At 58.7% G+C, this 23,964-nt stretch carries 26 protein-coding genes; 21 read left to right on the forward strand and 5 right to left on the reverse strand.

Translation table 11 applies throughout. The annotated features are described in order from the left end of the window. The first annotated feature begins 43 nt into the window (after nt 1-43). Nucleotides 44-1,261 (forward strand): bifunctional glutamate N-acetyltransferase/amino-acid acetyltransferase ArgJ, encoded by a 1,218-nt coding sequence (gene argJ, locus BLU46_RS23145; protein ID WP_063027595.1) that lies wholly within the window; start codon nt 44-46, stop codon nt 1,259-1,261. A 41-nt stretch (nt 1,262-1,302) separates the two neighbouring features. Beyond that, entirely contained in the window at nt 1,303-2,247 is a 945-nt protein-coding gene (locus BLU46_RS23150) for a Nudix family hydrolase (protein ID WP_093205674.1), read from the forward strand. A gap of 73 nt (nt 2,248-2,320) precedes the next feature. Here the strand turns inward: BLU46_RS23150 and BLU46_RS23155 are convergent, their stop codons facing one another. From BLU46_RS23155 to BLU46_RS23165, 3 genes are read right to left on the reverse strand one after another with little or no spacing between them, the layout of a single operon-like run. After that, on the reverse strand, nt 2,321-2,899 hold the full coding sequence (locus tag BLU46_RS23155; protein WP_063027599.1) for a cob(I)yrinic acid a,c-diamide adenosyltransferase: 579 nt from the start codon (nt 2,897-2,899) through the stop codon (nt 2,321-2,323). A 2-nt stretch (nt 2,900-2,901) separates the two neighbouring features. Further along, complete coding sequence (locus tag BLU46_RS23160) at nt 2,902-4,938, reverse strand: sensor histidine kinase (protein ID WP_017475667.1); 2,037 nt, start codon at nt 4,936-4,938, stop codon at nt 2,902-2,904. 46 nt (nt 4,939-4,984) lie between these two features. Then, nucleotides 4,985-5,902, reverse strand: coding sequence for a putative 2-dehydropantoate 2-reductase (locus BLU46_RS23165; protein WP_093205678.1), 918 nt, complete (start codon nt 5,900-5,902; stop codon nt 4,985-4,987). Nucleotides 5,903-6,027: 125 nt separating this feature from the next. Between BLU46_RS23165 and BLU46_RS23170 the strand changes: the two genes are divergently transcribed. Together BLU46_RS23170 and BLU46_RS23175 are read left to right on the forward strand one after the other, a co-directional pair. After that, entirely contained in the window at nt 6,028-6,513 is a 486-nt protein-coding gene (locus BLU46_RS23170) for a YajQ family cyclic di-GMP-binding protein (protein WP_093205682.1), read from the forward strand. A gap of 135 nt (nt 6,514-6,648) precedes the next feature. After that, entirely contained in the window at nt 6,649-7,491 is an 843-nt protein-coding gene (locus tag BLU46_RS23175) for a mechanosensitive ion channel family protein (RefSeq protein ID WP_093205686.1), read from the forward strand. A 191-nt stretch (nt 7,492-7,682) separates the two neighbouring features. Here the strand turns inward: BLU46_RS23175 and BLU46_RS23180 are convergent, their stop codons facing one another. Then, on the reverse strand, nt 7,683-8,990 hold the full coding sequence (locus BLU46_RS23180; RefSeq protein WP_063027607.1) for an OprD family porin: 1,308 nt from the start codon (nt 8,988-8,990) through the stop codon (nt 7,683-7,685). An 883-nt stretch (nt 8,991-9,873) separates the two neighbouring features. Between BLU46_RS23180 and BLU46_RS23185 the strand changes: the two genes are divergently transcribed. Then, entirely contained in the window at nt 9,874-10,299 is a 426-nt protein-coding gene (locus BLU46_RS23185) for an HIT domain-containing protein (protein ID WP_063027610.1), read from the forward strand. A 3-nt stretch (nt 10,300-10,302) separates the two neighbouring features. After that, on the forward strand, nt 10,303-10,509 hold the full coding sequence (locus BLU46_RS23190; RefSeq protein ID WP_017475674.1) for a SlyX family protein: 207 nt from the start codon (nt 10,303-10,305) through the stop codon (nt 10,507-10,509). Between the two features lie 83 nt (nt 10,510-10,592). Here the strand turns inward: BLU46_RS23190 and BLU46_RS33380 are convergent, their stop codons facing one another. Further along, on the reverse strand, nt 10,593-11,195 hold the full coding sequence (locus BLU46_RS33380; RefSeq protein ID WP_003209798.1) for a cold-shock protein: 603 nt from the start codon (nt 11,193-11,195) through the stop codon (nt 10,593-10,595). A gap of 429 nt (nt 11,196-11,624) precedes the next feature. On the opposite strand from BLU46_RS33380, the gene BLU46_RS23200 reads away from it, so the two are divergent. The 15 genes from BLU46_RS23200 (at nt 11,625) to ybgF (ending at nt 23,915) form a co-directional block, all read left to right on the forward strand. Next, nucleotides 11,625-12,098, forward strand: coding sequence for a Dps family protein (locus BLU46_RS23200; protein ID WP_003209800.1), 474 nt, complete (start codon nt 11,625-11,627; stop codon nt 12,096-12,098). A 213-nt stretch (nt 12,099-12,311) separates the two neighbouring features. Then, nucleotides 12,312-12,665, forward strand: coding sequence for a ribbon-helix-helix domain-containing protein (locus BLU46_RS23205; protein ID WP_081253086.1), 354 nt, complete (start codon nt 12,312-12,314; stop codon nt 12,663-12,665). A gap of 218 nt (nt 12,666-12,883) precedes the next feature. Then, complete coding sequence (locus BLU46_RS23210) at nt 12,884-13,105, forward strand: FmdB family zinc ribbon protein (RefSeq protein WP_003209804.1); 222 nt, start codon at nt 12,884-12,886, stop codon at nt 13,103-13,105. 108 nt (nt 13,106-13,213) lie between these two features. Then, nucleotides 13,214-14,989 carry an aspartate--tRNA ligase gene (gene aspS / locus BLU46_RS23215; protein WP_003209808.1) on the forward strand — a complete coding sequence of 592 codons (1,776 nt, stop codon included), beginning with the start codon at nt 13,214-13,216 and terminating at the stop codon, nt 14,987-14,989. 151 nt (nt 14,990-15,140) lie between these two features. After that, nucleotides 15,141-15,887 carry a YebC/PmpR family DNA-binding transcriptional regulator gene (locus BLU46_RS23220; RefSeq protein ID WP_093205691.1) on the forward strand — a complete coding sequence of 249 codons (747 nt, stop codon included), beginning with the start codon at nt 15,141-15,143 and terminating at the stop codon, nt 15,885-15,887. A 180-nt stretch (nt 15,888-16,067) separates the two neighbouring features. Next, complete coding sequence (gene ruvC / locus BLU46_RS23225; protein WP_003209812.1) at nt 16,068-16,592, forward strand: crossover junction endodeoxyribonuclease RuvC; 525 nt, start codon at nt 16,068-16,070, stop codon at nt 16,590-16,592. 115 nt (nt 16,593-16,707) lie between these two features. Beyond that, complete coding sequence (gene ruvA, locus BLU46_RS23230; RefSeq protein ID WP_010169952.1) at nt 16,708-17,319, forward strand: Holliday junction branch migration protein RuvA; 612 nt, start codon at nt 16,708-16,710, stop codon at nt 17,317-17,319. Next, nucleotides 17,320-18,378, forward strand: a complete 1,059-nt coding sequence (gene ruvB, locus BLU46_RS23235; RefSeq protein WP_017475679.1) for a Holliday junction branch migration DNA helicase RuvB — start codon at nt 17,320-17,322, stop codon at nt 18,376-18,378. It abuts the gene before it with no gap. Between the two features lie 138 nt (nt 18,379-18,516). Then, complete coding sequence (gene ybgC, locus BLU46_RS23240; RefSeq protein ID WP_063027614.1) at nt 18,517-18,972, forward strand: tol-pal system-associated acyl-CoA thioesterase; 456 nt, start codon at nt 18,517-18,519, stop codon at nt 18,970-18,972. 1 nt (nt 18,973) lies between these two features. Further along, nucleotides 18,974-19,669, forward strand: a complete 696-nt coding sequence (gene tolQ, locus BLU46_RS23245) for a protein TolQ (RefSeq protein ID WP_003209819.1) — start codon at nt 18,974-18,976, stop codon at nt 19,667-19,669. Nucleotides 19,670-19,692: 23 nt separating this feature from the next. Continuing rightward, the gene (tolR, locus tag BLU46_RS23250; RefSeq protein WP_161635741.1) at nt 19,693-20,145 is read left to right on the forward strand and encodes a protein TolR; all 453 of its coding nucleotides are present in this window, start codon (nt 19,693-19,695) and stop codon (nt 20,143-20,145) included. Further along, nucleotides 20,145-21,218 (forward strand): cell envelope integrity protein TolA, encoded by a 1,074-nt coding sequence (tolA, locus tag BLU46_RS23255; protein WP_017475681.1) that lies wholly within the window; start codon nt 20,145-20,147, stop codon nt 21,216-21,218. Before tolR ends, tolA begins: the two co-directional genes overlap by 1 nt. Before the next feature lie 17 nt (nt 21,219-21,235). Continuing rightward, on the forward strand, nt 21,236-22,516 hold the full coding sequence (gene tolB / locus BLU46_RS23260; RefSeq protein ID WP_032868196.1) for a Tol-Pal system beta propeller repeat protein TolB: 1,281 nt from the start codon (nt 21,236-21,238) through the stop codon (nt 22,514-22,516). 55 nt (nt 22,517-22,571) lie between these two features. Next, nucleotides 22,572-23,072 (forward strand): peptidoglycan-associated lipoprotein Pal, encoded by a 501-nt coding sequence (pal, locus tag BLU46_RS23265; RefSeq protein WP_003209827.1) that lies wholly within the window; start codon nt 22,572-22,574, stop codon nt 23,070-23,072. Between the two features lie 6 nt (nt 23,073-23,078). Next, the gene (gene ybgF / locus BLU46_RS23270) at nt 23,079-23,915 is read left to right on the forward strand and encodes a tol-pal system protein YbgF (RefSeq protein WP_063027616.1); all 837 of its coding nucleotides are present in this window, start codon (nt 23,079-23,081) and stop codon (nt 23,913-23,915) included. Nucleotides 23,916-23,964: the final 49 nt, after the last annotated feature.

A 23,964-nucleotide genomic window follows, 5' to 3' on the forward strand; every position in this document is an offset into this window, starting at 1 on the left:
GAGAGTGACGGGTCACACATCCACTATTTTTAGGAGCGCATTCATGGCTGTTGGTCTTGGTCCTTTGCCCACGTTGCACCCGGTTGCCGGTTTTGAACTCGGTATTGCTTCGGCCGGCATCAAACGCCCGGGGCGCAAGGATGTGGTGGTGATGCGCTGTGCCGAAGGCTCGACCGTCGCGGGTGTGTTCACCCTGAACGCGTTCTGCGCGGCTCCGGTGATTTTGGCCAAGCAGCGGGTTGAAGGCCCGGTGCGTTACCTGCTGACCAACACTGGCAATGCCAACGCCGGCACCGGCGAACCTGGCTTGGCCGCTGCTGCTCGCACCTGCGCCAAGCTGGCAGAGCTGACTGGCGTTGATGCCAACCAGGTGCTGCCGTACTCCACCGGTGTGATCGGTGAGCCGTTGCCGGTCGAGAAAATCGAAGGCGCGTTGCAAGCCGCACTGGATGACTTGTCGGTGGATAACTGGGCGGCCGCGGCCACCGGCATCATGACCACTGACACCCTGCCTAAAGGCGCGAGCCGCCAGTTTGTGCACGAAGGCGTCACCGTGACCGTCACCGGCATCAGCAAAGGTGCTGGCATGATTCGCCCGAACATGGCGACCATGCTCGGCTATATCGCCACCGACGCCAAAGTCTCTCGTGATGTGCTGCAAAACCTGATGCTCGACGGCGCCAACAAGTCGTTCAACCGCATCACCATCGACGGCGATACCTCGACCAACGACTGCTGCATGTTGATCGCCACCGGCCAGGCCGACCTGCCGGAAATCACCTCGTCCAACGGCGCGTATTTCGCAGCCTTGAAGCAGGCGGTGTTCGAAGTGTGCATGGACGTGGCCCAAGCCATTGTGCGTGATGGCGAAGGCGCCACCAAGTTTGTGACGGTTGAAGTCAACGGCGGCGGCAACCATCAGGAATGCCTGGACGTCGGCTACACCGTGGCCCACTCGCCGCTGATCAAGACTGCACTGTTTGCCTCCGACCCAAACTGGGGCCGTATCCTGGCCGCTGTGGGGCGTGCCGGTGTGCCGAACCTGGACGTGAGCAAGATCGATGTGTTCCTCGGCGAGGTGTGCATCGCCAGCCGTGGCGCCCGGGCCGAGACGTACACCGAAGCCCAGGGTTCTGCGGTGATGCAGCAGGAAGAAATCACCATCCGTATCGAATTGGGCCGCGGTGAGTGCAGCGAAACCATCTGGACCACCGACCTGTCCCACGAGTACGTGAAGATCAACGCGGAATACCGCACCTGATACCAGGCAGGTCTTCAAACCGATTCAGAGGAAATAGTGCGGTGAAACGAGTTCATGTAGCAGCAGCGGTCATCCGGGGTGTCGACGGCAGGATTCTGCTGGCGCGCCGCGCCGATACCCAGCATCAGGGCGGGCTCTGGGAGTTTCCCGGGGGCAAGGTGGAGGCCGATGAGTCGGTCGCTACCGCGCTGTCCCGTGAATTGCAGGAAGAGTTGGGTATTCAGGTTACGGCGGCTCGTCCGTTGATCAAGGTGCAGCATGATTACCCGGACAAGCAGGTGTTGCTGGATGTCTGGGAAGTCTCGGCCTTTACCGGCGAACCTCACGGTGCCGAAGGGCAACCCCTTGAGTGGGTGGCCCAACGGGACCTGCCTAACTATGAGTTTCCGGCGGCCAACGCACCGATCGTAGCGGCAGCGCGTTTGCCGGCTGAATACCTGATCACTCCGGGTGAGCTGGAAACGCCGACCCTGCTGCGCGGGATTCAAAAGGCCATCGCTGGCGGCATCAAGCTGGTTCAGTTGCGTGCTCCCAACGGTTACGACCCCAAGTACCGCGACCTGGCGGTGGACGCCGTGGGCCTGTGTGCGGGCAAGGCTCAGCTTATGCTGAAAGGGCCGTTTGAATGGCTGGGGGATTTTCCCGCAGCCGGCTGGCACATGACCTCGGCGCAACTGCGCAAATACGCGAGCAAGGGACGTCCTTTGCCGAAGGATCGCTGGTTGGCGGCGTCTTGCCACAATGCTGAAGAACTGGCGTTGGCGGAGTTGATGGACGTGGATTTCGTCACCTTGTCGCCGGTTCAGCCGACCCAGACTCACCCGGATGCCGAGCCGTTAGGTTGGGCGCAGGCGCAGCAGTTGATCAGTGGTTTCAGCAAACCGGTGTTCTTGCTGGGTGGGGTGGGTCCTGCAGAGCGGGAAAAGGCCTGGGAAGCCGGTGCGCAAGGCGTGGCGGGGATTCGGGCGTTTTGGCCTGAGGTGTAAGGACCAGGCCGATGAGCTTGTTGTGCCGAGGGAGCAAGCTCCCTCGGCACAAATCTCAATCAGTCAGTAAGCATTAGTGCGGCTTTGCCGCCGCCTGCCACAAAATCTCCGCAACGCCCTGACGCTTGGCGATCACCCTGGCTGCCACAAACAGCAAGTCCGACAGCCGGTTGATATACGCCAACCCCACGCCTTCCAGCGGTTCCACAGCATTCAGGTGCTGACACCGACGCTCCGCACTGCGAGCCAGGCTGCGGCACACATGAGCCTGGGCAATCAACGCCGATCCCCCCGGCAGAATGAAGTTCTCCAGCGGCCCGACCTCTTCATTCCAGCGATCGATCGCCGCTTCAAGCCGGTCGACTTCCGCCGCATTCAGCGCCTTGTACACCGGCATCGCCAACTCGCCGCCCAGATCAAACAGCCGATGCTGGCAAGGCGTCAGCACCTCGATCACATCCTTCAATGCCGGATGCTGCCCGCTCTGTTCCTCAAGACCCGCCAACAACAAACCCAGCTGGCTGTTCAGCGCATCGACTTCGCCAATCGCCTCGACCCGTGGATGGTCCTTGGGCACGCGGCGACCATCGCCCAGGCCGGTTTCGCCCTTGTCGCCGGTACGGGTGTAAATCTTCGACAGGCGAAAGCCCATGGTTAGCGCTCCAGTTGAGTGAGTTCGTTGGGGGGCAATTGGCTGCCCGCCAAAGGTAATCGCAGGGTGAAGCAGGTGCCTTGGCCGAGGGTCGATTGGACTTCCATCTGGCCCTTGTGATTGTTGGTGATGATGAAGTACGAAACCGACAGGCCAAGCCCGGTGCCCTGGCCGATCTCCTTGGTGGTGAAGAAGGGCTCAAACGTGCGTTTGCGCACGTTCTCGCTCATGCCGATGCCGTTGTCTTCCACCTGGATCTCCGCCCACGGCGGGTTGAGCCGGGTACGCAGGATGATACGCCCGGGCTCGCTGTCATTTTCACGCTGGTGAATCGCCTGTGCGGCGTTTTTCAGCAGGTTGAGCAGTACCTGCTCCAGTTCGTTGGCGGTGCCGGGCACCGGGCCCAGTTGTGGGTCGAACTGGCGGATGATCGCCTGGCCCTTGAAGTCGAAACCGACGATGAGGTCGAAGTCGTTGCCGGCAATTTCTACGGCCTGGTCGATCAAGGCCGGCAGGTCGCAGGGCGCCATCTGGCGGTTGCTGCGGCGGCTGAAGCTGAGCATGTGGGTGACGATTTTTGCCGCCCGGGCTCCGGCCTGCTGGATGCCATCGAGCAATTGCGGCACTTCGCGGCTTTGCAGGTAGCGGTTGACCATGTCCAGGTCGATGCCCACCTGTTCGGCATGCTCAAGGTTTTTTGGCAGTTCGTTGGACAGGCGGCGGCGGATGTTCTGCACGTTATGCAGGATCGCCCCCAGCGGGTTGTTGATTTCGTGGGCCATGCCGGCGGCCAGGCCGCCGACTGAGAGCATCTTCTCTGACTGTACCATCATCTCTTCCAGGGACAGGCGCTGGGTGATGTCGTCGATCCGGATCACTACGCCACGCCCGGCGCCGCCCATCAGCGGGTAGAAGGTCAGGGCGTAGTGCTTGGGCTCGTCATCCTTGACCCAGGTCACCCGCTCGATCCGCTCCACGGTGTGTTGCTCCACCGTGGCCTTGATTTGCGGCAAAAAGGGTTTGAGCGGTTGGAAGGCAAGGAAGATTGGCTGGTTCAACGCCTCATCCAGACGGGTGCCGGAAAGCGCGCTGGCTTCCTGGTTCCACTGGGTGACGTAGAGCTGTTCATCCAGGGCAATCAGCGCCGAGGGCATCGAGTCGATGATGCTGTTGAGGTAGTTCTGAAAACCGGTGAGTTTTTTCTCGATCTTGCTGCGCACCTGGACTTCCAGTTCCAGCTTGCGGTTGGTGTGGCGGGTTTCTTCCGCCAGGCCCTGGGCCTGATCGTAGGCGGCCTGGGAATCGTCCCGCGCGCGCTTGAGTTGTTGCTCGCGGGCTTCGATGCGCGAAAGCATGGTGTTGAAGGCTTCGGCCAAGCTGCCGATTTCGTCATGGTTGCCGCGACCGGCGCGCAAGGCGTAGTTCTCTTCCCGGGTGACCTGACGCGACAGTTCTTCCAGTTCATGGATCGGCCGGGTAATCAGGCGCTTGATCTGTCGGGCAATCACCAGCCACAGCAGCACACTGAAAATCAGGATGCCCAGGCTGGCGGTGAAGGTCCCGGTGTAAAAGGCCACCGGCAGTTCGCTGCTGGCCACCAGCAGCAAATGCCCGGACGGTTGGCCGGCACGGGGAAGGGTGATCACCTGATTGCTGCGAAACTCGGTGGCGCGCCAGATTTCGATCTCATTGTAATTGGCTGGCAGGTGCAGGCGATTGGCATGTTGCAGTTGGGCGAGGCGCGTACCTTCACCGTCATATAAGGCCGCGGCCCGCAAGGGTGAATAGCTGGTCAGTTCATCCAGCAGGTTTTGCGCCTTGAGCGGCGAGTCCAGGGCTTGGGCAGCCAGCGACGGGTTCGACACCAGTCGACCGATGGCCTGCAAGGCCTGGGGCGCCATGCTTTCCTGGGAGATCCAGTAGGCGGCGCTGATAAAGGTCAGGTTGGCCACCAGCAAGACGGTGGTCAACAAGACCAGCAGGGCCGCCAGCAGTTTTTGCCCAACCGGTAGATTTTCGAGACGCTGGCGCAGTGGCATCAAGGTTTTCGCTGCAAAGGAACAAGCAGGCAGGGTAGCGCGTGCTTCAGTCGCTGGGCAATCCGCGTGCAGACAGTTGCTGTACCAGGCGGACCTGAAGTTGTTGCAGGTGCGGCAAGGTCAGTTGGTGACGTGCGGCCGCCTGGCAGGCATAGCCCAGCAAGTAGCTGATTTCGGTGCGCCGGGCATTGGCCACGTCCTGGTACATCGATGAGTAATTGGCCGCCGTGGCCTGGATCACCCGCTCCACTTCGCTCTGCAAATCCTGCGCGGCGGCGGGTTGGCCGCAGCATTCCAGCAGTTCGGCGAGTTCGGCGCACAGGGTGGCCACTTCGCACTGATGGGCTTGCAGTTCCCCATTGCGGCATTGATACAGCACAGTCAGCGGGTTGATGGCGCAGTTCAGGGCCAGTTTGCGCCACAGGCGGGTGAGGATATCGGTGCTCCATGCATGGGGGATGCCGGCGGCTTGCAGGTCATCCAGCCACAGAGGCGGGGTAGGGTGGCTCGCATCTCCCAGCCAGGTGTAGCCATGGCCGGCAAATACGACCCGCCAGTCGCTTTCGCGAAACGCGCCTTCGGTGCTGGAGGCGAAGATGCAGCGGGCTTGGGGCAGTTGGGCGGCGACTGCATCCTGGCTGCCCAGGCCGTTTTGCAGCAGGATCAGCTCGGCGTGGGGTGCCAGACGATGTTCAAGCTGTGCGACGGCCTCTTGGGCGTCGTAGGCTTTGCACGCCACCAGCAGGCGATGAATCGGCCCAGGGCTGTCGGATGTTTCGCCGACGACTGGATAGGTGTGAGCCACGCCGTGCTCGACCAGGGTCAGGCCCTTGCCGGTCTGATAGCTCGCCAGCCGCGCGTGGTCCCGCAGGATCAGGCGCACCGGCAACCGGGCGCGGGCCAGGCGGGCAGCCCACAATGTTCCGAGGCTGCCAGCGCCGAGGACATGCCAGGTGGTCGACATCAGTTTTTACTCCGTAAGGCTGCCCGCAGTGAACGAGGCGAAAGAACCGCTATAATGCCCGGGCATTTTAGCCTGGGCGTGCTCCATCTCTACTGAGCCGCGCCCCTTTTTATTGGAGAAATTACATGCCGTCGTTCGACGTGGTATCCGAACTGGACAAGCACGAACTCACCAACGCCGTCGAGAACGCCGTCAAGGAGCTGGATCGTCGCTATGACTTGAAGGGCAAGGGCAGCTTCGAGTTCAAGGAGAAAGACCTCGCCGTCAACCTGACCGCAGAAGCCGACTTCCAGCTTGAAGCGATGATTGAGATCCTCAAGCTGTCGCTGGTCAAGCGCAAGATCGATGCACAGTGCCTTGAAATCAAGGACGCTTATGCCTCCGGCAAGCTGATGAAACAGGAAGTCGTGTTCAAAGAAGGCATCGACAAGGAGCTGGCGAAGAAAATCGTCGCTCACGTCAAGGACGCCAAGCTCAAGGTCCAGGCCGCGATCCAGGGCGAGCAGGTGCGTATCACCGGCAAGAAGCGTGATGACTTGCAAGAGGCCATTGCCGCCTTGCGCGCCAAGACCTTCGACATGCCGCTGCAGTTCAATAACTTCCGCGACTGATGGCTCTTTGGGGAACCTGCGGGCGTTTTTGACGTCCCACGCCCCAGAGCCTGCGCCCACCATTGAGCCCTACGGGGCTCAATTGCATTTATGGCCACTCAATATGCCGAGCATCCGGCAAACAGGAGAATGTAGATGGATTTGAACGCTGAAGTGGATCACCTGATCAAGACCTCGGAGTCGTGGTTACCGATGATCATGGAATACGGCAGCCGGTTTTTGCTGGCCTTGGTCACCCTGGCCATCGGTTGGTGGCTGATCAACGTCTTGACCCACCGAGTGGGGCGTTTGCTGGCACTGCGTAATGCTGACCTGGCGCTGCAACACTTCATTACCAGCCTTGCGAACATTGCGCTCAAGGTCATGCTGGTGGTTAACGTGGCCTCGATGATCGGCGTCGCAACCACATCGTTCGTTGCCGCGATTGGTGCCGCTACCCTGGCCATCGGTCTGGCATTGCAAGGCAGCCTGGCGAACTTCGCCGGCGGCGTGCTGATTCTGTTGTTCCGTCCGTTCCGCATTGGTGACTGGATCGAAGCCCAGGGCACTTCCGGTACCGTCGACAGCATCCAGATTTTTCACACCGTGCTGCGCACCGGCGACAACAAGACGGTGATCATCCCAAACGGCAGCCTGTCCAACGGCCTGATCACCAACACCAACCGTCAGCCGACCCGCAAGGTAGTGTTTGATGTGGGTGTCGACTACGAAGCCGACCTGCAGAAAGCACGTGAAGTGCTGCTGGAACTGGCCAAGGATCCCCGGGTATTGGCTGATCCGGCGCCGGCAGCGGTAGTTTCCACCCTCGGCGACAGTTCGATCACTGTATCCCTGCGAGTCTGGACCAAGACTTCGGATTATTGGGATGTGATGTTCATGTTCAATGAACTGGCACGTGACCGTTTGAAAGCCGCGGGGATTGATATTCCATTTCCGCAGCGTGTTATTCGCGTCATGCAGGAAAGTGCAGCGAAGTGACGATATGACTCGCGGACTAAACTTGGCCAATGTGTCAGGTTTAATTCGCGAGACAAAACTAGATAGTTAGCTTGCTAGTTATCGGGTTGTTGAGATTAAGTTGCAATAAAAAAGCCGCTCACTTGTGAACAAGTGAGCGGCTTTTTAGTTAGAGCCGAGGCCCTAAGTCATCGTTGTAATCAAACTGCCAATTACAAGATGTTCAGCGGGTATTGCGCAATCAGACGCAGTTCGTCCAACGATGCCGAGCCGTAGTACACACCATCGCTGGAGCGGTAAGTGGCTTGACGTACACGCAGGCTCAGGTCTTTAGCCGGGCCGCTCTGAATCACGTACTTGGCCTCGATGTCGCGTTCCCACTCTTTGGCGTTGTTGGTCACGCCGTTGTCAGCACCGCTACCGGTGACATAACGAGTCATGAAGCTCAGGCCTGGAATGCCGAAGGTGGCCATGTTCAGGTCGTAGCGAGCTTGCCAGGATTTTTCACCTTCAGCGTTGAAGTCGGAACGGGCAACGGAGTTGGCGAGGAAAATCGTGCCGCCGCCGTCTACGCCGTAACCGTAGTCGCCGTCACCGGTGACCTTCTGGTAGGCCAGGGTGAAGGTGTGAGCGTCGATGGTGTACGCGCCTTGCAAGCTGTAGGCACGGTTGTCGAGCTTGGTGGTGTTGTCTTTTTCTGCGCGTTGCAGACCAAGGCCATCACTTTTGGTGCTGTAGATGTTGAAGTCAAAGGCCAGCGACTGTTCCTTGCTCAAGGCATGGGTCCAGTTGATGTTGGCGTAGGTCTTCTTCCAGTAGTCTTCGGTTTTCGCGTAGTACAGGCTACCGGTCAGCTCTGGGGTGAACGCGTAGACGCCACCGACAAAGTTGGTTTCCTTCAGGCCCAGGCTGTCATGGTAGGTCTGGGCTTGCGCGGTGCTGGCGGTGAAGTGACCACCTTCCAGTTTCAGGCCCTTGATCTCGTTGCTGGTGATCGAGACACCTTGTGGCAGCTCAGGCAGCAGGCGGCTGTCGTCGGAAGCGAAGACAGGAGCGGTGGTGTATTGGTCGCCGATTTTCAAGACCGTGTCGGAGAAACGGAATTTAACGGCGGCGCCACCTTTGGAGTAGTCATCCTGTGCACGGCCATCAGCGCCGTTAGGGAACAGGCCTGTACCTGCATGGCCACGGCCGCTGTCCAGTTTCACACCCAGCAAACCGATTACATCAACACCGACGCCGATGGTGCCCTGGGTGAAGCCTGATTGGTACAGAGCATTGAAGCCCAGGCCCGTTTCTTCGGAGATGCTCTTCTTCTCAGTACTGCCTGCTTTAACAGGTTTGTAACCGCCAGCAGGTTCGTTGCGGATATCACGGCTGAAATACAGAAGACGGGTATTGATGCTGAAAGTACTGTCTTCAACAAAGCCCTTGGCATCGTCCTGGGAGGACGCGATTGCGAACTGCGAGGTGCCTGCTGAAACAGCCAGGGCGATCATGCTCCACTTCATCACGCGCATCGTGATTTGCTCCTTTGGTTTTAGGAAGAGTACTGCCGTCCCACCTATATTTTTGTCTGGGCGGCTCTTTCTTTTTTGTGTCGGCGCAAAGTTATATCACGCAGACATTATTGACGATACTTGCACATCTATCCTTTCAGCTTCTTTACGGGCCTGTCGTAAATTGCTAGCTCCATGTCGCAAATTCACAGTCCGCTTGTAACCGGACTGACAACTTCAATACTGTTTAAAAGCATCGAGATGGGGGTGGGAACCTCCCTTCTCAAAGTTTTAACTCTTCCTTGAAAAGCATTGAACCGCTGTTGTTTTCCGTCGCGAAACACCTGCTTCCTGCCGGTGCCGTTGTCGACGATGCAACGGTGAATGCAACAAGCGTGCACAAACCGGAAACCGAATGTGATTTTTTCGTGAAAATTGTCAACGCCGTGTAAAAACCGCATAAGCGCGGGCTTTTTACACCGTTTGGTTTGGCCTTGACGCGCCTGCTGCACTTCTGTCCGGTGGTGCATAAAACCTGCACCAGAGCAAAACGTTACCGGTTCACCCCGTTCGGTGGGTAGTCGGCGGATCCCTTTGAGGCACAAATGGGTCATTTTGGTGCGATTGTTCCCGGTCTGCGTTTTTGCCCCAGGCCAGCGTTCTTATCCTGAGAGCCCTCTGGCTCAAGGTCTTTAAGCGTATCCCACGTCCCGTCTTTGACTGGGATTGGCTGCATTGGTCATTTAGCGTAGCTGAAATATTGGTCTGTCTCGAAATGGTGCGCTTTTTTTCGCGACGTGCTGTTTGGGCGCGTATTTGGCCTGATGCATTCGCCGTGAAGCGCTCGGCATTCGCAGGTATGCTGGGCGCCTGAAACCTGACCCGCCGAACGGGAGTGACTGCTGTGTTCGCCTTAGATCCACGTCTTCAACAAGACACCTTGCCCATTGGGGATTTCCCCCTGTGCCGGCTGCTGCTGTCCAATGACTCGAATTACCCCTGGTTCATCCTGGTGCCGCGCATCGACGGTATCAGCGAAGTGTTTCAACTGGATGTCGCTGACCAGCAGCGGGTGTGGCAGGAAAGCACGGTGCTGGCGCAACTGCTTAATGAAGGGTTTGGCGCCGATAAGATGAATATCGGTGCCCTGGGTAACGTGGTCAGCCAACTGCACGTGCATGTAATCGTGCGCAAGCGCGATGACGCTGCCTGGCCGGCGCCGGTCTGGGGCAAGCATCCGGCGAAGCCATACAGCGACGAGCAGCTGGCGGCGATTCGTGCACGCCTGCGCGAGATCCTGCCGGCTGATTTCATGTTTCTGGAGGCTTGAGTCATGGACCTCCAAGACCGTGTGACCGACCTGGAAAGCCGCTTGGCCTTTCAGGACGACACCATTGAGACCCTCAATGACATCCTGGTCACCCAGCAGCGGGCGGTCGAACGCCTGCAGATGCAGATGACTGCGTTGCTCAAGCGCCAGGAAGAAATGGGCGGCCAGTTCGAGTCATCCGAGGAAGAAGCGCCGCCGCCTCATTATTAATAAGGCAGGGATGAATCCCCGGGCATAAAAAAACCGCGATGCAGCCAGGCTGCATCGCGGTTTCTTTTTTCGGGGTGCTGGAATCAGCGGCGCGGCAACGCGGCGATCACATCTTCAGCTTGCAGGCCCTTGTCACGATTCATGACGGAGAACTCCACGCGCTGGCCTTCCACCAGTACGCGATGGCCTTCGCCGCGAATCGCCCGGAAGTGGACGAAGATATCGTCGCCCGAATCCCGGGAAATAAAGCCGAAGCCCTTGGAGGTGTTGAACCACTTCACGGTACCGGTATCCCGGTTGGTCATGTCGTAGCTTTGCGACGCAGCGGCCGGGGAGGAACGGTAGAAACTGATGGCCAGATGAAGAACGATGGCGACCAGTGCGATTGCCAGGCTGAGCAGGACGGCCGGGTGGCCACCGACTTCAGGCATAGGCGCCAGCAGGGTGAGGGTTTGCACGACAACAGCCAGGACCAGCAGGGCGCTGACCAGGTTTTGCAGTTGATGACGCGGGCCTTTGTTCCAGTAAGGAATGACTGGAGCCAGTGTCAGGTTAAGAAGACCAAAAAAGGTCAGGTAGAGAGCGTCAGGTTGTTGCAGGTAAGGCAGGGTTTCTGATCGCAGGCTGGGGATAAAGGACAGCAGCAAAGCTGCAGCGCCCGTTAGCAGGTGGACGATTTTCAACATTTTGATTAACTCACGTTAAGACGGATCACGAGGAAGAGCTGACTGGCACGGTTCGCTTCTGAACAATGGGAGGCGTTGGACACGTACACGGGTATCAGCCTATGCCACTTGCCGCAAACAAAAACGGCGGCGACACGCTGCCTATTTAACAGCAAAGCCTGTGCCTACTCAAATCAAGCATTTCGGGCTGTTGCGAGGCATGCGGCATTTCTGCGTCAAACGCTTGTCCTAGACAGGTGCGGGGTTTTTTCGCCGGCGGCGGATAATTTTTTCGGCAGGGCTTGAAGCTTTGCCTGCCGTGTAAACCCGCTCTGCGAGGGGCAATTTGCCGCACCTCGAGAGGGGCGGCCGGGCTGCGCAAGGCCGGCACTCTTGCTAGAGTGGTCCTGCACCTGATCAATGAATATTTATCAATTGAAGGGGAAACACATGGCAATCGATATTGGTATCAGTGAAGAAGACCGTAAATCAATCGTTGACGGACTTTCGCGCCTGCTTTCCGATACCTATGTACTTTACCTGAAGACCCACAACTTCCATTGGAACGTAACGGGCCCGATGTTTCGCACACTGCACTTGATGTTTGAAGAGCAGTACAACGAACTGGCGCTGGCGGTGGATTCAATTGCAGAGCGTATACGCGCCCTGGGCTTCCCCGCACCGGGTGCTTATTCGGTGTACGCACGACTTTCTTCCATCAAGGAAGAAGAAGGTGTGCCGAGCGCTGAAGACATGATCAAGCAATTGGTCGAAGGCCAGGAAGCGGTTACCCGCACGGCCCGGGGCATTTTCCCGTTGCTGGATAAAGTCAGCGATGAACCCACTGCGGACTTGCTGACCCAGCGTATGCAAGTTCATGAAAAGACCGCGTGGATGTTGCGTTCCCTGCTCGAAAACAAGTAATGCCGGTGGCGGGTGGGCGTCGAGCTGACGCCCCTCGCGTGCCTGTTTTTCGGCGATTTTCCTGACCCCGCGAGCTTCCTGATACACGCGTTGGCTTGTCCTACGGCGATCGGCTCCCTGTCTTCTGGCTGCACTTGTCTTCTTGATGTTTTATAGCTCAACGGCCAACGACAACACTGATGAGTGGCCGTCAGGCAATGGAGTGTCAAGTGTATGTCACGCGGAGCAGGTAATGGAGTTATGGAAACGTGCGGGTTGCACAAGATAAAGGTAGACCCCTTTGCCAAAGGGTTCGATATGAACTTGGCCAGGCCATTGTCCCGATCCGTTCGGCTTAATGGCTTTTCGACGTGTTTGCGACTCGAAGAAGTCTATTGGAATATCCTTGCGGAAATAGCCCGGATCAATACATGTTCGGTCAGTGCGTTGCTGTCTTACGTGGACCGTGAAGTGCACTTGCGATATGGCGGCGTAAAGAACTTCAGCGGTCTGGTCAGGGTAGTTTGTGTGGTTCATGTATTGAAAGAGCGCCTTAATGCGTCGGGTGTCCATCCGGACCTGGCATGATCCTTGTGCCAGTCGCCAGGCTCGGGATTGCCCCGGGTCGGGCGCCTGGCAGAAGCCTGCTGCAGCCACCTATATAAAGAGCAGCGCGCCGCTACGGCTGCACAGCCTCGATTTACCAGATATAATCCCGGGCTTTGCTGCGCATGCCGGGACTTTCCCACGGGATAGAGCCAGGGCAGGGCGTGGCGCAGTAATGATCTGATCGCCGAGACATCTCCATGCCCATGTACGACTATCAATGCGCTTCCTGTGGTCATCAGTTGGAAGCCATTCAAAAGATCAGCGCAGCGCCGCTGGTCGATTGCCCTGCCTGCCAGGCTCCGGAGCTCAAGAAGATGTTGTCCATGCCGGGCTTTCGCCTGAGTGGCAACGGTTGGTACGAGACCGATTTCAAGACCGGTTCGAAGAAGAATCTGGCCGGCGGCGACAAAGCAGACTGAGTTGAACTCTACGCGCAGGCTCCTGCATTATCCGTCACCTGACTTAGCTGTACGGTGATGAGGCAGGCCTCCACCGAATTTCGAATTACGAGAAGCGAAACCACTATCATGATGCGCAGCCACTATTGCGGCCAACTGAACGAGACCCTGGAAGGTCAGGAAATCACCCTTTGCGGATGGGTTCACCGTCGCCGCGACCACGGCGGGGTGATCTTCCTCGATATCCGTGATCGTGATGGTCTGGCCCAGGTGGTGTTCGATCCGGACCGCGCCGAGAGCTTCGCCGCCGCCGACCGCGTGCGCAGCGAGTACGTCGTGAAGATCACCGGCAAGGTTCGCCTGCGTCCGGCCGGTGCCACCAACGCCAACATGGCGTCGGGCATGATCGAAGTGCTGGGTTACGAACTGGAAGTGCTGAACGAGTCGGAAACCCCGCCGTTCCCACTGAACGAGTTCTCCGACGTTGGCGAAGAAACCCGCCTGCGGTATCGCTTCCTGGACCTGCGTCGCCCGGAAATGGCCGAGAAGCTGCGTCTGCGCTCGCGCATGACCACCAGTATCCGTCGCTTCCTCGACGAGAACGGCTTCCTCGACGTCGAAACGCCGATCCTGACCCGTGCTACCCCGGAAGGCGCTCGCGACTATCTGGTGCCGAGCCGTACCCACGCCGGTTCCTTCTTCGCCTTGCCGCAATCGCCACAGCTGTTCAAGCAGTTGCTGATGGTGGCCGGCTTCGACCGTTACTACCAGATCGCCAAATGCTTCCGTGACGAAGACCTGCGGGCTGACCGCCAGCCGGAATTCACCCAGATCGACATCGAGACCAGTTTCCTCGATGAAAAAGAGATCATGGGCATCACCGAGCAGATGATCCGCAACCTGTTCAAGGAAGTGCTGAACCTGGAGTTCGGCGAATTCCCGCACATGACCTTCGAAGAAGCCATGCGCCGTTACGGTTCCGACAAGCCGGACCTGCGTAACCCGCTGGAACTGGTTGACGTTGAAGACCAACTCAAAGACGTCGACTTCAAAGTGTTCAGCGGCCCGGCCAACGACCCGAAATGCCGTATTGCCGCGCTGCGCGTTCCTGGCGCTGCGAGCATGCCGCGCAAGCAGATCGACGACTACACCAAGTTCGTCGGCATCTACGGTGCCAAGGGCCTGGCGTACATCAAGGTCAACGAGCGCGCCAAGGGCGTTGAAGGCCTGCAGTCGCCAATCGTCAAGAACATCCCTGAAGCCAACCTCAATGTGATCCTTGATCGTGTTGGCGCGGTCGACGGCGATATCGTGTTCTTCGGCGCCGACAAGTCGAAGATCGTCAGCGAAGCGCTGGGTGCACTGCGGATCAAGGTCGGTAACGACCTGAACCTGCTGACCTGCCAGTGGGCGCCGATGTGGGTTGTCGACTTCCCGATGTTCGAAGAGAACGACGACGGTAGCTTCAGCGCGCTGCACCACCCGTTCACCGCGCCGAAGTGCACGCCGCAAGAGCTCGAAGCCAACCCGGCTGGCGCTCTGTCCCGTGCCTACGACATGGTGCTCAACGGCACCGAGCTGGGTGGCGGTTCGATCCGTATCCACCGCAAGGAAATGCAGCAATCGGTCTTCCGCCTGCTGGGCATCAACGAAGATGAGCAGCAAGAGAAGTTCGGCTTCCTGCTCGACGCCCTGAAGTACGGCGCACCGCCTCACGGTGGCCTGGCCTTCGGCCTGGACCGTCTGGTGATGCTGATGACCGGTGCCCAGTCGATCCGTGAAGTGATTGCCTTCCCGAAAACCCAAAGTGCTGCCGACGTCATGACGCAAGCACCGGGTGTGGTGGATGCCAAGGCACTGCGCGAGCTGCATATCCGTCTGCGCGAGACACCAAAGGCTGAGTAAGGCCGCAGCGTGAAAGCGCGATAAGGTTTTACATTGTCAGCTAAGGGCGCATCTTCGGATGCGCCTTTGCGTTACAAGGGCTGCACGTTAAAGAGGGAAGTCCCGCCAGGGGCGGGATTGACAGGTTTCTACAGAATTTCGGAGTTGTGTTATGGCTGGCCATTCCAAGTGGGCGAACATCAAGCACCGCAAAGAGCGTCAGGATGCCAAGAAAGGCAAGATCTTCACCAAGTGGATTCGCGAGCTGACCGTCGCTGCGCGCCAGGGTGGCGGTGACCCGGGTTCCAACCCGCGTCTGCGCCTGGCCCTGGACAAGGCCCTCGGCGCCAACATGAGCCGCGACATCATCGACCGCGCCGTGGCCCGTGGTGCCGGTGCGGCCGATACCGACGACATGGTCGAGTTGAGCTACGAAGGCTACGGCCCGGGTGGCGTGGCGGTGATGGTCGAGTGCATGACTGACAACCGCAACCGTACTGCGGCTGCCGTGCGCCATGCGTTCAGCAAATGTGGCGGCAACCTGGGGACTGACGGTTCGGTGGCCTACCTGTTTGAGCGCAAGGGGCAGATCTCCTTCGCGCCGGGTGTTGACGAAGATGCACTGATCGAAGCAGCGATGGAGGCCGATGCTGACGACGTGGTGACCAACGAAGACGGTTCCATCGACGTGTTTACCTCGTTCGCGGGCTTCTACTCGGTGCGCAACGCGTTGGAAGCGGCCGGTTTCAAAGGTACCGATGCGGAAATCGTGATGCTGCCCACCACCAGCGCCGAGCTGGACCTGGACGGGGCGCAGAAGGTACTCAAGATGCTCGATATGCTCGAAGACCTGGATGACGTGCAGAACGTCTATTCCAATGCCGATATCCCGGAGTTGGTGGCCGAACAGCTCGTTTAAGAGCACCAAAGATCCAATGTGGGAGCTGTCGAGCCTTGGCGAGGCTGCGATGGCATCAACCCGGTGTAACTGAAGCACCGAGGTGCCTGTATCGCAGGCAAGCCAGCTCCCACAGGGATCTATGCTGTTACACAAACCATGTGCCTGGCGCATCCGCTTTAAACCCATCCCGCAGGCGTTATGACTCTTATCCTAGGTATCGACCCCGGTTCGCGAATCACCGGCTTTGGCGTGGTCCAACAGACCCCGCGAGGCTGCGTGTACGTGGCGTCGGGCTGTATCCGTACCGGCGCCGGCGAGCTTGCCGAGCGCTTGCAGATCGTTTACCGCGGCGTGCGTGAAGTGATCCAGACTTACGGCCCGGTCACCATGGGCATCGAAAAAGTGTTCATGGCAAAAAACGCCGACTCCGCCTTGAAGCTCGGCCAAGCCCGCGGTGCTGCCATCGTGGCCGGTGCCGAGGAGGGCATGGAGATCGCGGAGTACACCGCGACCCAGGTCAAGCAGGCCGTGGTCGGCACTGGTGCGGCGAATAAGGAGCAGGTGATGATGATGGTCATGCACATGCTCAAGCTCACCGCCAAACCGCAAATCGATGCCTCCGACGCCCTGGCCATTGCCATTTGCCACGCCCACACCCGTTCCAGCCTGATGCCCCACGGCTTGGGTACGGCACGCAGTCGTGGCGGCCGCCTGCGTCTCTGATAGCATCAGCGCAATCATTCTGCGTGGGGTGCATGAACGGCCTGTGCTGTCGGCCGGCATGCCCGCGTTATTACCGGTCAGGCCTTGATCTGAGCCGATTCTTAAGGATTCGAACGTGATTGGACGCTTGCGCGGCACCCTGGCTGAGAAACAGCCGCCGCACCTGATTCTGGATGTAAACGGGCTGGGCTATGAGCTTGAAGTGCCCATGACGACCCTCTACCGCCTACCGTCGGTCGGTGAACCGCTGACCTTGCACACCCACCTGGTGGTGCGCGAAGACGCACAATTGCTCTATGGTTTCATTGGCAAGCGTGACCGGGACTTCTTTCGTGAGCTGATCCGCCTCAACGGCGTGGGCCCGAAGCTGGCGCTGGCGCTGATGTCGAGCCTGGAAGTGGATGAGCTGGTGCGCTGCGTATCGGCCCAGGACACTTCAGCGCTGACCAAGGTGCCAGGCGTTGGCAAGAAAACCGCCGAGCGCTTGCTGGTGGAGCTCAAGGACCGCTTCAAGGCCTGGGAGGTCGTGCCGAGCATGTTTGCCCTGGTGCCTAACCAGCCGGATGCGCCGGGTGTGCCGGTGGCCAGTGCCGAAAGCGATGCAGTCAGCGCGCTGATCTCCCTGGGCTACAAGCCGCAAGAGGCGAGCAAGGCAGTGTCGGCCATCAAGGACAAGAACCTGAGCAGCGAAGACATGATCCGCCGCGCCCTGAAGGGAATGATTTAAGTGATTGAAGCTGATCGTCTGATCGCGGCCACCGGCCCCCGTGACCGTGAAGAAGTCCAGGACCGGGCGATTCGCCCCCTGAGCCTTGCCGAATACATCGGCCAGCCCACCGTGCGCGAGCAGATGGAGCTGTTTATCCAGGCTGCGCGCGGGCGCAGCGAGTCCCTGGATCACACGTTGATCTTCGGCCCGCCGGGCTTGGGCAAGACCACCCTGGCCAACATCATCGCCCAGGAAATGGGCGTGTCGATCAAGTCCACCTCCGGCCCTGTGCTGGAGCGTCCGGGTGACCTGGCGGCGCTGCTGACCAATCTGGAGCCCCACGACGTACTGTTTATCGACGAGATCCACCGGCTTTCGCCCATCGTCGAGGAAGTGTTGTACCCGGCCATGGAAGACTTCCAGTTGGACATCATGATCGGCGAAGGCCCGGCCGCGCGCTCGATCAAGCTCGACCTGCCACCGTTCACGCTGGTGGGGGCCACCACCCGTGCGGGCATGCTGACCAATCCGCTGCGAGACCGTTTCGGGATTGTTCAACGTCTAGAGTTCTATAGCACGGCGGATCTGGCCACCATCGTCAGCCGTTCGGCGACTATCCTCGGCTTGCCCCTGGACCCGGAAGGCGCGTTTGAAATCGCCCGCCGCGCCCGTGGTACGCCGCGGATTGCCAACCGGTTGCTGCGTCGGGTGCGCGATTTTGCCGAAGTACGCGCCAAAGGGCATATCACCAAGCCCGTGGCAGACCTGGCGCTGAACCTGCTGGATGTGGATGAACACGGCTTTGATCACCAGGACCGGCGCCTGCTGCTGACCATGATCGAGAAGTTCGACGGTGGCCCGGTGGGTGTGGACAGCCTCGCGGCAGCCATCAGCGAAGAGCGGCACACAATTGAGGATGTACTGGAACCGTACCTGATCCAGCAGGGCTACATCATGCGTACACCGAGGGGGCGCGTGGTCACCCGGCATGCGTATCTGCACTTTGGGTTAAACATTCCGTCACGATTGGGCGAGATGCCCGTAGTAGACGAATTCCTTGATGCAGTAGACGATTAAAAACGCTTGGCGATTCGATTTATTCGGCGTTTGTGCTGTCCTAGTGGCTGGCGTCGTCATTCTTTCGTTAGAAATGTGCCACAGAATGAAAAACAGTTGCCTGGCCGGATTGGCAACCTGAGGAGTAAGCACTAGAGTATGCGCGCGCAAAACGGGGATCAGTCGTTCGCACATCGCTGTCGCGTTTATTACGAGGACACCGATGCCGGCGGCATCGTTTATTACGTCAATTACCTAAAGTTCATGGAGCGGGCTCGAACCGAGCGGCTACGGGAGCTGGGCTTTGCCCAATCCCAGCTGGCAGGGGAGGACCTGTTGTTTGTCGTGCATTCCAGCGAGGCTCGTTATTACGCGCCGGCGCGACTGGACGATGAACTGCTGGTCAGCGCAGAAATAACCGAATTGAACCGTGCCAGCCTGCGCTTTAAACAGCAGGTCAGGCGGGCTACGGATGCAACGCTGCTCTGTGAGGGGCAGTTCCTGGTGGCCTGTGTTCGCACCAATAGTTTGAAACCCCGGGCCATTCCCGAAGCTCTACGCGCGGCCTTTGCCGGCGTGAGCGGCGCGGGTAAACATTCAGAGCAGGAGATTTAGCGTGGAACCTACCGTCGTCGACCATTCCTCCATGTGGAGCCTGGTCAGCAATGCCAGTGTCGTGGTTCAACTGGTGATGCTGGTCCTGGTAGCCGCATCGGTTACCTCTTGGGTCATGATTTTTCAGCGCAGCAACCTGCTGCGTGCCGGTCGACGTGCCCTGGAGAGCTTCGAAGAGCGCTTCTGGTCGGGTATCGACCTGTCCAAACTGTATCGCCAGGCCGGCAGCAACCCGGACCCGGATTCGGGCGTCGAGCAGATCTTCCGCGCCGGCTTCAAGGAGTTCTCCCGTCTGCGCCAGCAGCCAGGCGTTGACCCGGAAGCGGTCATGGAAGGCGTGGCCCGTGCCATGCGTGTAGCGATTTCCCGCGAAGAAGAAAAGCTTGAGCAAAGCCTGCCGTTCCTCGCCACCGTAGGTTCCGTGAGCCCGTACATCGGTCTGTTCGGTACCGTGTGGGGGATCATGAACTCCTTCCGCGGCCTGGCCCAGGCCCAGCAAGCGACCCTGGCCACCGTGGCCCCGGGTATCGCCGAAGCGCTGATCGCCACCGCCATCGGCCTGTTCGCAGCTATTCCCGCCGTAATCGCCTACAACCGTTTTGCCGCTCGTGGCGAAACCTTGATCAGCCGTTACTACACCTTCGCCGATGAATTCCAGGCGATCCTGCACCGTAAAGTGCACACCAGCGAAGAATAAGCAGGTAATTCCCAATGGCTTTAATCGCTCGAGCTCGCAAAAAGCGCAAGCCGGTCGCCGAGATGAACGTAGTGCCTTACATCGACGTGATGCTGGTGCTGCTGGTTATCTTCATGGTGACCGCGCCGATGCTCAATCAGGGCGTGAAGGTTGATCTGCCCAAGGTTTCCAGCGAAGCCTTGCCGCAGGACAACAACACTCAGGTCCTGACCATTTCGATCAAGGCTGACAAGACCTATTACTGGAACCTTGGCAGCGAAGTCGACACTCAGAAACAGCAGGACAAGGCCATGACCTTGCCGCAGATGACTGATGCTGTGACCAAGATCATTCGCGCCGGCAACGAAGGTGGCAAGCACACCCAGGTGTTCATCCGCGGCGACAAGGTCGTCGACTATGGCTCCGTCATGGGCGCCATGGGCGGGCTGCAGAAGGCCGGCGTCGGTAACGTTGGCTTGATTACCGAGGCGCCCTGATGCACCAACAGCGAGAGCCGTCCGCCTCGGAAAGCTTCTTCTGGCCTAGCGTCTGGGCAATTGCCCTGCACGTCCTGGTGTTTGGCATGCTGTTCGTCAGCTTTGCCATGACCCCGGACCTGCCGCCAGCCAAGCCGATCGTGCAGGCGACCCTGTATCAGCTGAAATCGAAAAGCCAGGCCACCACCCAGACCAATCAGAAGATTGCGGGTGAGGCCCAGAAGTCGGCTGCGCGCCAGACTGAAGTCGAGCAGATGGAACAGAAGAAGGTCGAGCAGGAAGCGGTGAAGGCTGCTGCGGAACAAAAGAAAGAAGAGGCGGCTCAAAAGGCCGAGGAATCGAAAAAGGCTGACGAGGCGAAGAAAGCTGACGAGGCTAAAAAGGCTGATGAAGCCAAGAAAGCCGATAAAGCTGCTGAAGCCAAGAAGGCTGAAGAGAAACAATTGGCTGATATAGCCAAGAAGAAATCTGAAGAAGAAGCCAAGAAAGCTGCTGAAGAAGAGGCCAAGAAAAAGGCCGCTGAAGACGCGAAGAAAAAGATAGTCGAAGACGCGAAGAAGAAAGCCGCGGACGACGCCAAGAAGAAAGCTGAAGCTGACGAGGCGAAGAAGAAAATCGCCGACGACGCGAAGAAGAAAGCTGCCGCCGATGCCTCGAAGAAAAAGGCCCAGGAAGCAGCACGTAAATCGACCGAAGACAAAAAGGCCCAGGCCTTGGCCGATTTGCTTTCCGACACGCCGCAGCGCCAGCAAGCCTTGGCCGATGAACGTGGTGATGAAGTCGCGGGCAGTTTCGATGACCTGATTCGTTCACGGGCAGCGGAAGGTTGGACCCGTCCTCCTTCGGCACGTAAAGGCATGACAGTAGTGCTGCAGATCGGCATGTTGCCGGACGGTACGGTGACCTCGGTCAGCGTGGCCAAGTCCAGTGGCGACGGTTCGTTCGACAGTTCGGCGGTAGCAGCGGTCAAGAACATTGGCCGGTTGACCGAGATGCAGGGAATGAAACCAAGCGACTTCGCTCCCTACCGTTCATTCAAGATGACATTCACACCTGAGGATCTAGCCTTGTGAGAAACCTTCTTCGAGGAATGCTTGTCGTTATTTGCTGCATGGCAGGGATAGCGGCGGCGGATGAAAAGAACATCCTGGTCACCAGCGGTAGCGATCGGGCCACCCCGATCGCCGTTGTACCGTTTGGCTGGCAGGGCGGCAGCGTGCTGCCGGACGACATGTCGCAGATCATCAGTGATGACCTGCGCAACTCCGGTTACTACGCGCCGATCGACAAAGGCAACATGATCAGCCAGCCGACCCAGGCCAGCGAAGTCATCTTCCGTGACTGGAAAGCGCTGAACGCCCAGTACCTGATGGTTGGCAGCATCACGCCTGCCGGCGGTCGCCTGCAGATCCAGTACACCCTGTTCAACGTCGCGACCGAGCAGCAAGTGCTGACCGGCAGCGTGTCGGGTACCACGGATCAGTTGCGGGACATGGCGCACTACATCTCCGACCAGTCGTTTGAAAAGCTGACCGGGATCAAGGGTGCCTTCTCGACTCGCCTGCTCTATGTAACAGCAGAGCGTTTTTCGGTAGACAACACTCGCTACACGCTGCAGCGCTCCGACTATGACGGCGCTCGTGCAGTGACGCTGCTGCAATCCCGTGAGCCGATCCTGTCGCCACGCTTTGCACCAGACGGCAAGCGTATCGCCTACGTGTCCTTTGAACAGAAGCGTCCACGCATCTTCGTTCAGCACATCGACACCGGTCGCCGTGAGCAGATCACCAACTTCGAAGGCCTGAATGGCGCGCCAGCCTGGTCGCCGGATGGTTCTCGCCTGGCGTTCGTATTGTCCAAAGACGGTAACCCGGACATTTACGTGATGAACATGGCTTCGCGCCAACTGAGCCGTGTTACCAGCGGCCCTGGCATCAACACCGAACCGTTCTGGGGTAAGGATGGTTCGACCATCTACTTCACCTCCGACCGTGGCGGCAAGCCGCAAGTCTACAAAACCAGCGTCAACGGCGGCGGCGCCGAACGTGTGACCTTTATTGGTAACTACAACGCTGCACCTAAGCTTTCGGCTGATGAAAAGACGTTGGTGATGATTCACCGTCAGGATGGTTTCACTAATTTCCGGGTTGCGGCCCAGGATTTGCAGCGCGGAACCGTAAAAATCCTTACAGATACCAACCTTGATGAGTCAGCCACTGTTGCGCCCAACGGCACCATGGTAATCTACGCCACCCGCCAGCAGGGCCGGGGAGTCTTGATGCTCGTGTCCATTAATGGACGCGTAAGGCTCCCGCTTCCTACCGCACAAGGCGAAGTCAGAGAACCATCCTGGTCCCCTTACCTGAACTGACGCGGCGCTACAAAAAGAAGTACTTAACACACTGGGGTTCATTAGGAGTTTCACGATGGAAATGCTGAAGTTTGGTAAGTTTGCTGCTCTGGCTCTGGCTCTGTCCGTAGCCGTTGGTTGCTCGTCTAAAGGCGGCGACAATGCCGGTGAAGGCGCAGCTGTTGATCCAAACGCTGGTTACGGCGCTAACACTGGTGCAGTTGACGGCTCCCTGAGCGAAGAAGCTGCTCTGCGCGCTATCACCACTTTCTACTTCGAATACGACAGTTCGGACCTGAAACCAGAAGCCATGCGCGCTCTGGACGTTCACGCGAAGGACCTGAAAGCTAACGGCGCTCGCGTTGTTCTGGAAGGTAACACCGACGAACGTGGTACTCGTGAGTACAACATGGCACTGGGCGAGCGTCGTGCGAAAGCCGTTCAGCGCTACCTGGTACTGCAAGGTGTTGCTCCAGGCCAACTGGAACTGGTTTCCTACGGTAAAGAGCGTCCAGTTGCTACTGGCCACGACGAGCAGTCCTGGGCTCAAAACCGTCGCGTCGAACTGCGTAAGTAATTCGTCATGCGAACGTGCCGTCGTGCTCTAACTGTATTGGCTCTCAGCCTGGCACCGCTTGCGGTGTGGGCTGCGGTTCCTGTGGAAGATAGCAACTCTGGCTATAACAATAGCGGGAGCAGTTATCCGCCAGCGGGTTATGGCACGAACGGCGCCTATGCCGGGGGGGCGGCTACGGCCGCGCCTTCGGCACAGGGCGAACTGTTCAACCAGCTGCAACGCATGCAGGATCAATTGTCGCAGCAACAAGGCACGATTGAAGTTCTGCAGAATCAAGTGAACCAGCTGAAGCAAGAAGGCCTGGAGCGTTACCAGGATCTTGATCGACGTATTGGAGCCGGCGTTACACCAGCCGCTACTCCTGATAATTCTTCTGCCGGTGGCGCGCCAAGTGCCGCCGCCGGTGGTGCAGCAGCAGGGGCCGCGGCTGCCAGCCAAGCCCCTGCCGCCAGCAGCGAACCGGGTGATCCGGCGAAGGAAAAACTGTATTACGACGCAGCCTTCGACCTGATCAAAGCCAAGGATTTCGATAAGGCCAGCCAGGCTTTTACCGCATTCCTGCGCAAATACCCGAACAGCCAGTACGCGGGCAACGCCCAGTACTGGTTGGGTGAGGTGAACCTGGCCAAAGGCGACTTGCAAGGTGCAGGTCAGGCGTTTGCCAAGGTCAGCCAGCTGTACCCCAAGCACGCCAAGGTGCCGGATTCGCTGTACAAACTGGCTGACGTAGAACGCCGCCTGGGTCATACCGACAAGGTCAAAGGCATTCTGCAGCAGGTGGTGGCCCAATATCCGGGTACCTCCGCTGCTCAGTTGGCACAGCGGGATCTGCAACGCATGTAAGCGTCGCAACCCGTTCAGAAGAAACCCGCGCCCTGCGCGGGTTTTTTCG

Source organism: Pseudomonas yamanorum (genome assembly GCF_900105735.1).
GTDB lineage: Bacteria > Pseudomonadota > Gammaproteobacteria > Pseudomonadales > Pseudomonadaceae > Aquipseudomonas > Aquipseudomonas yamanorum.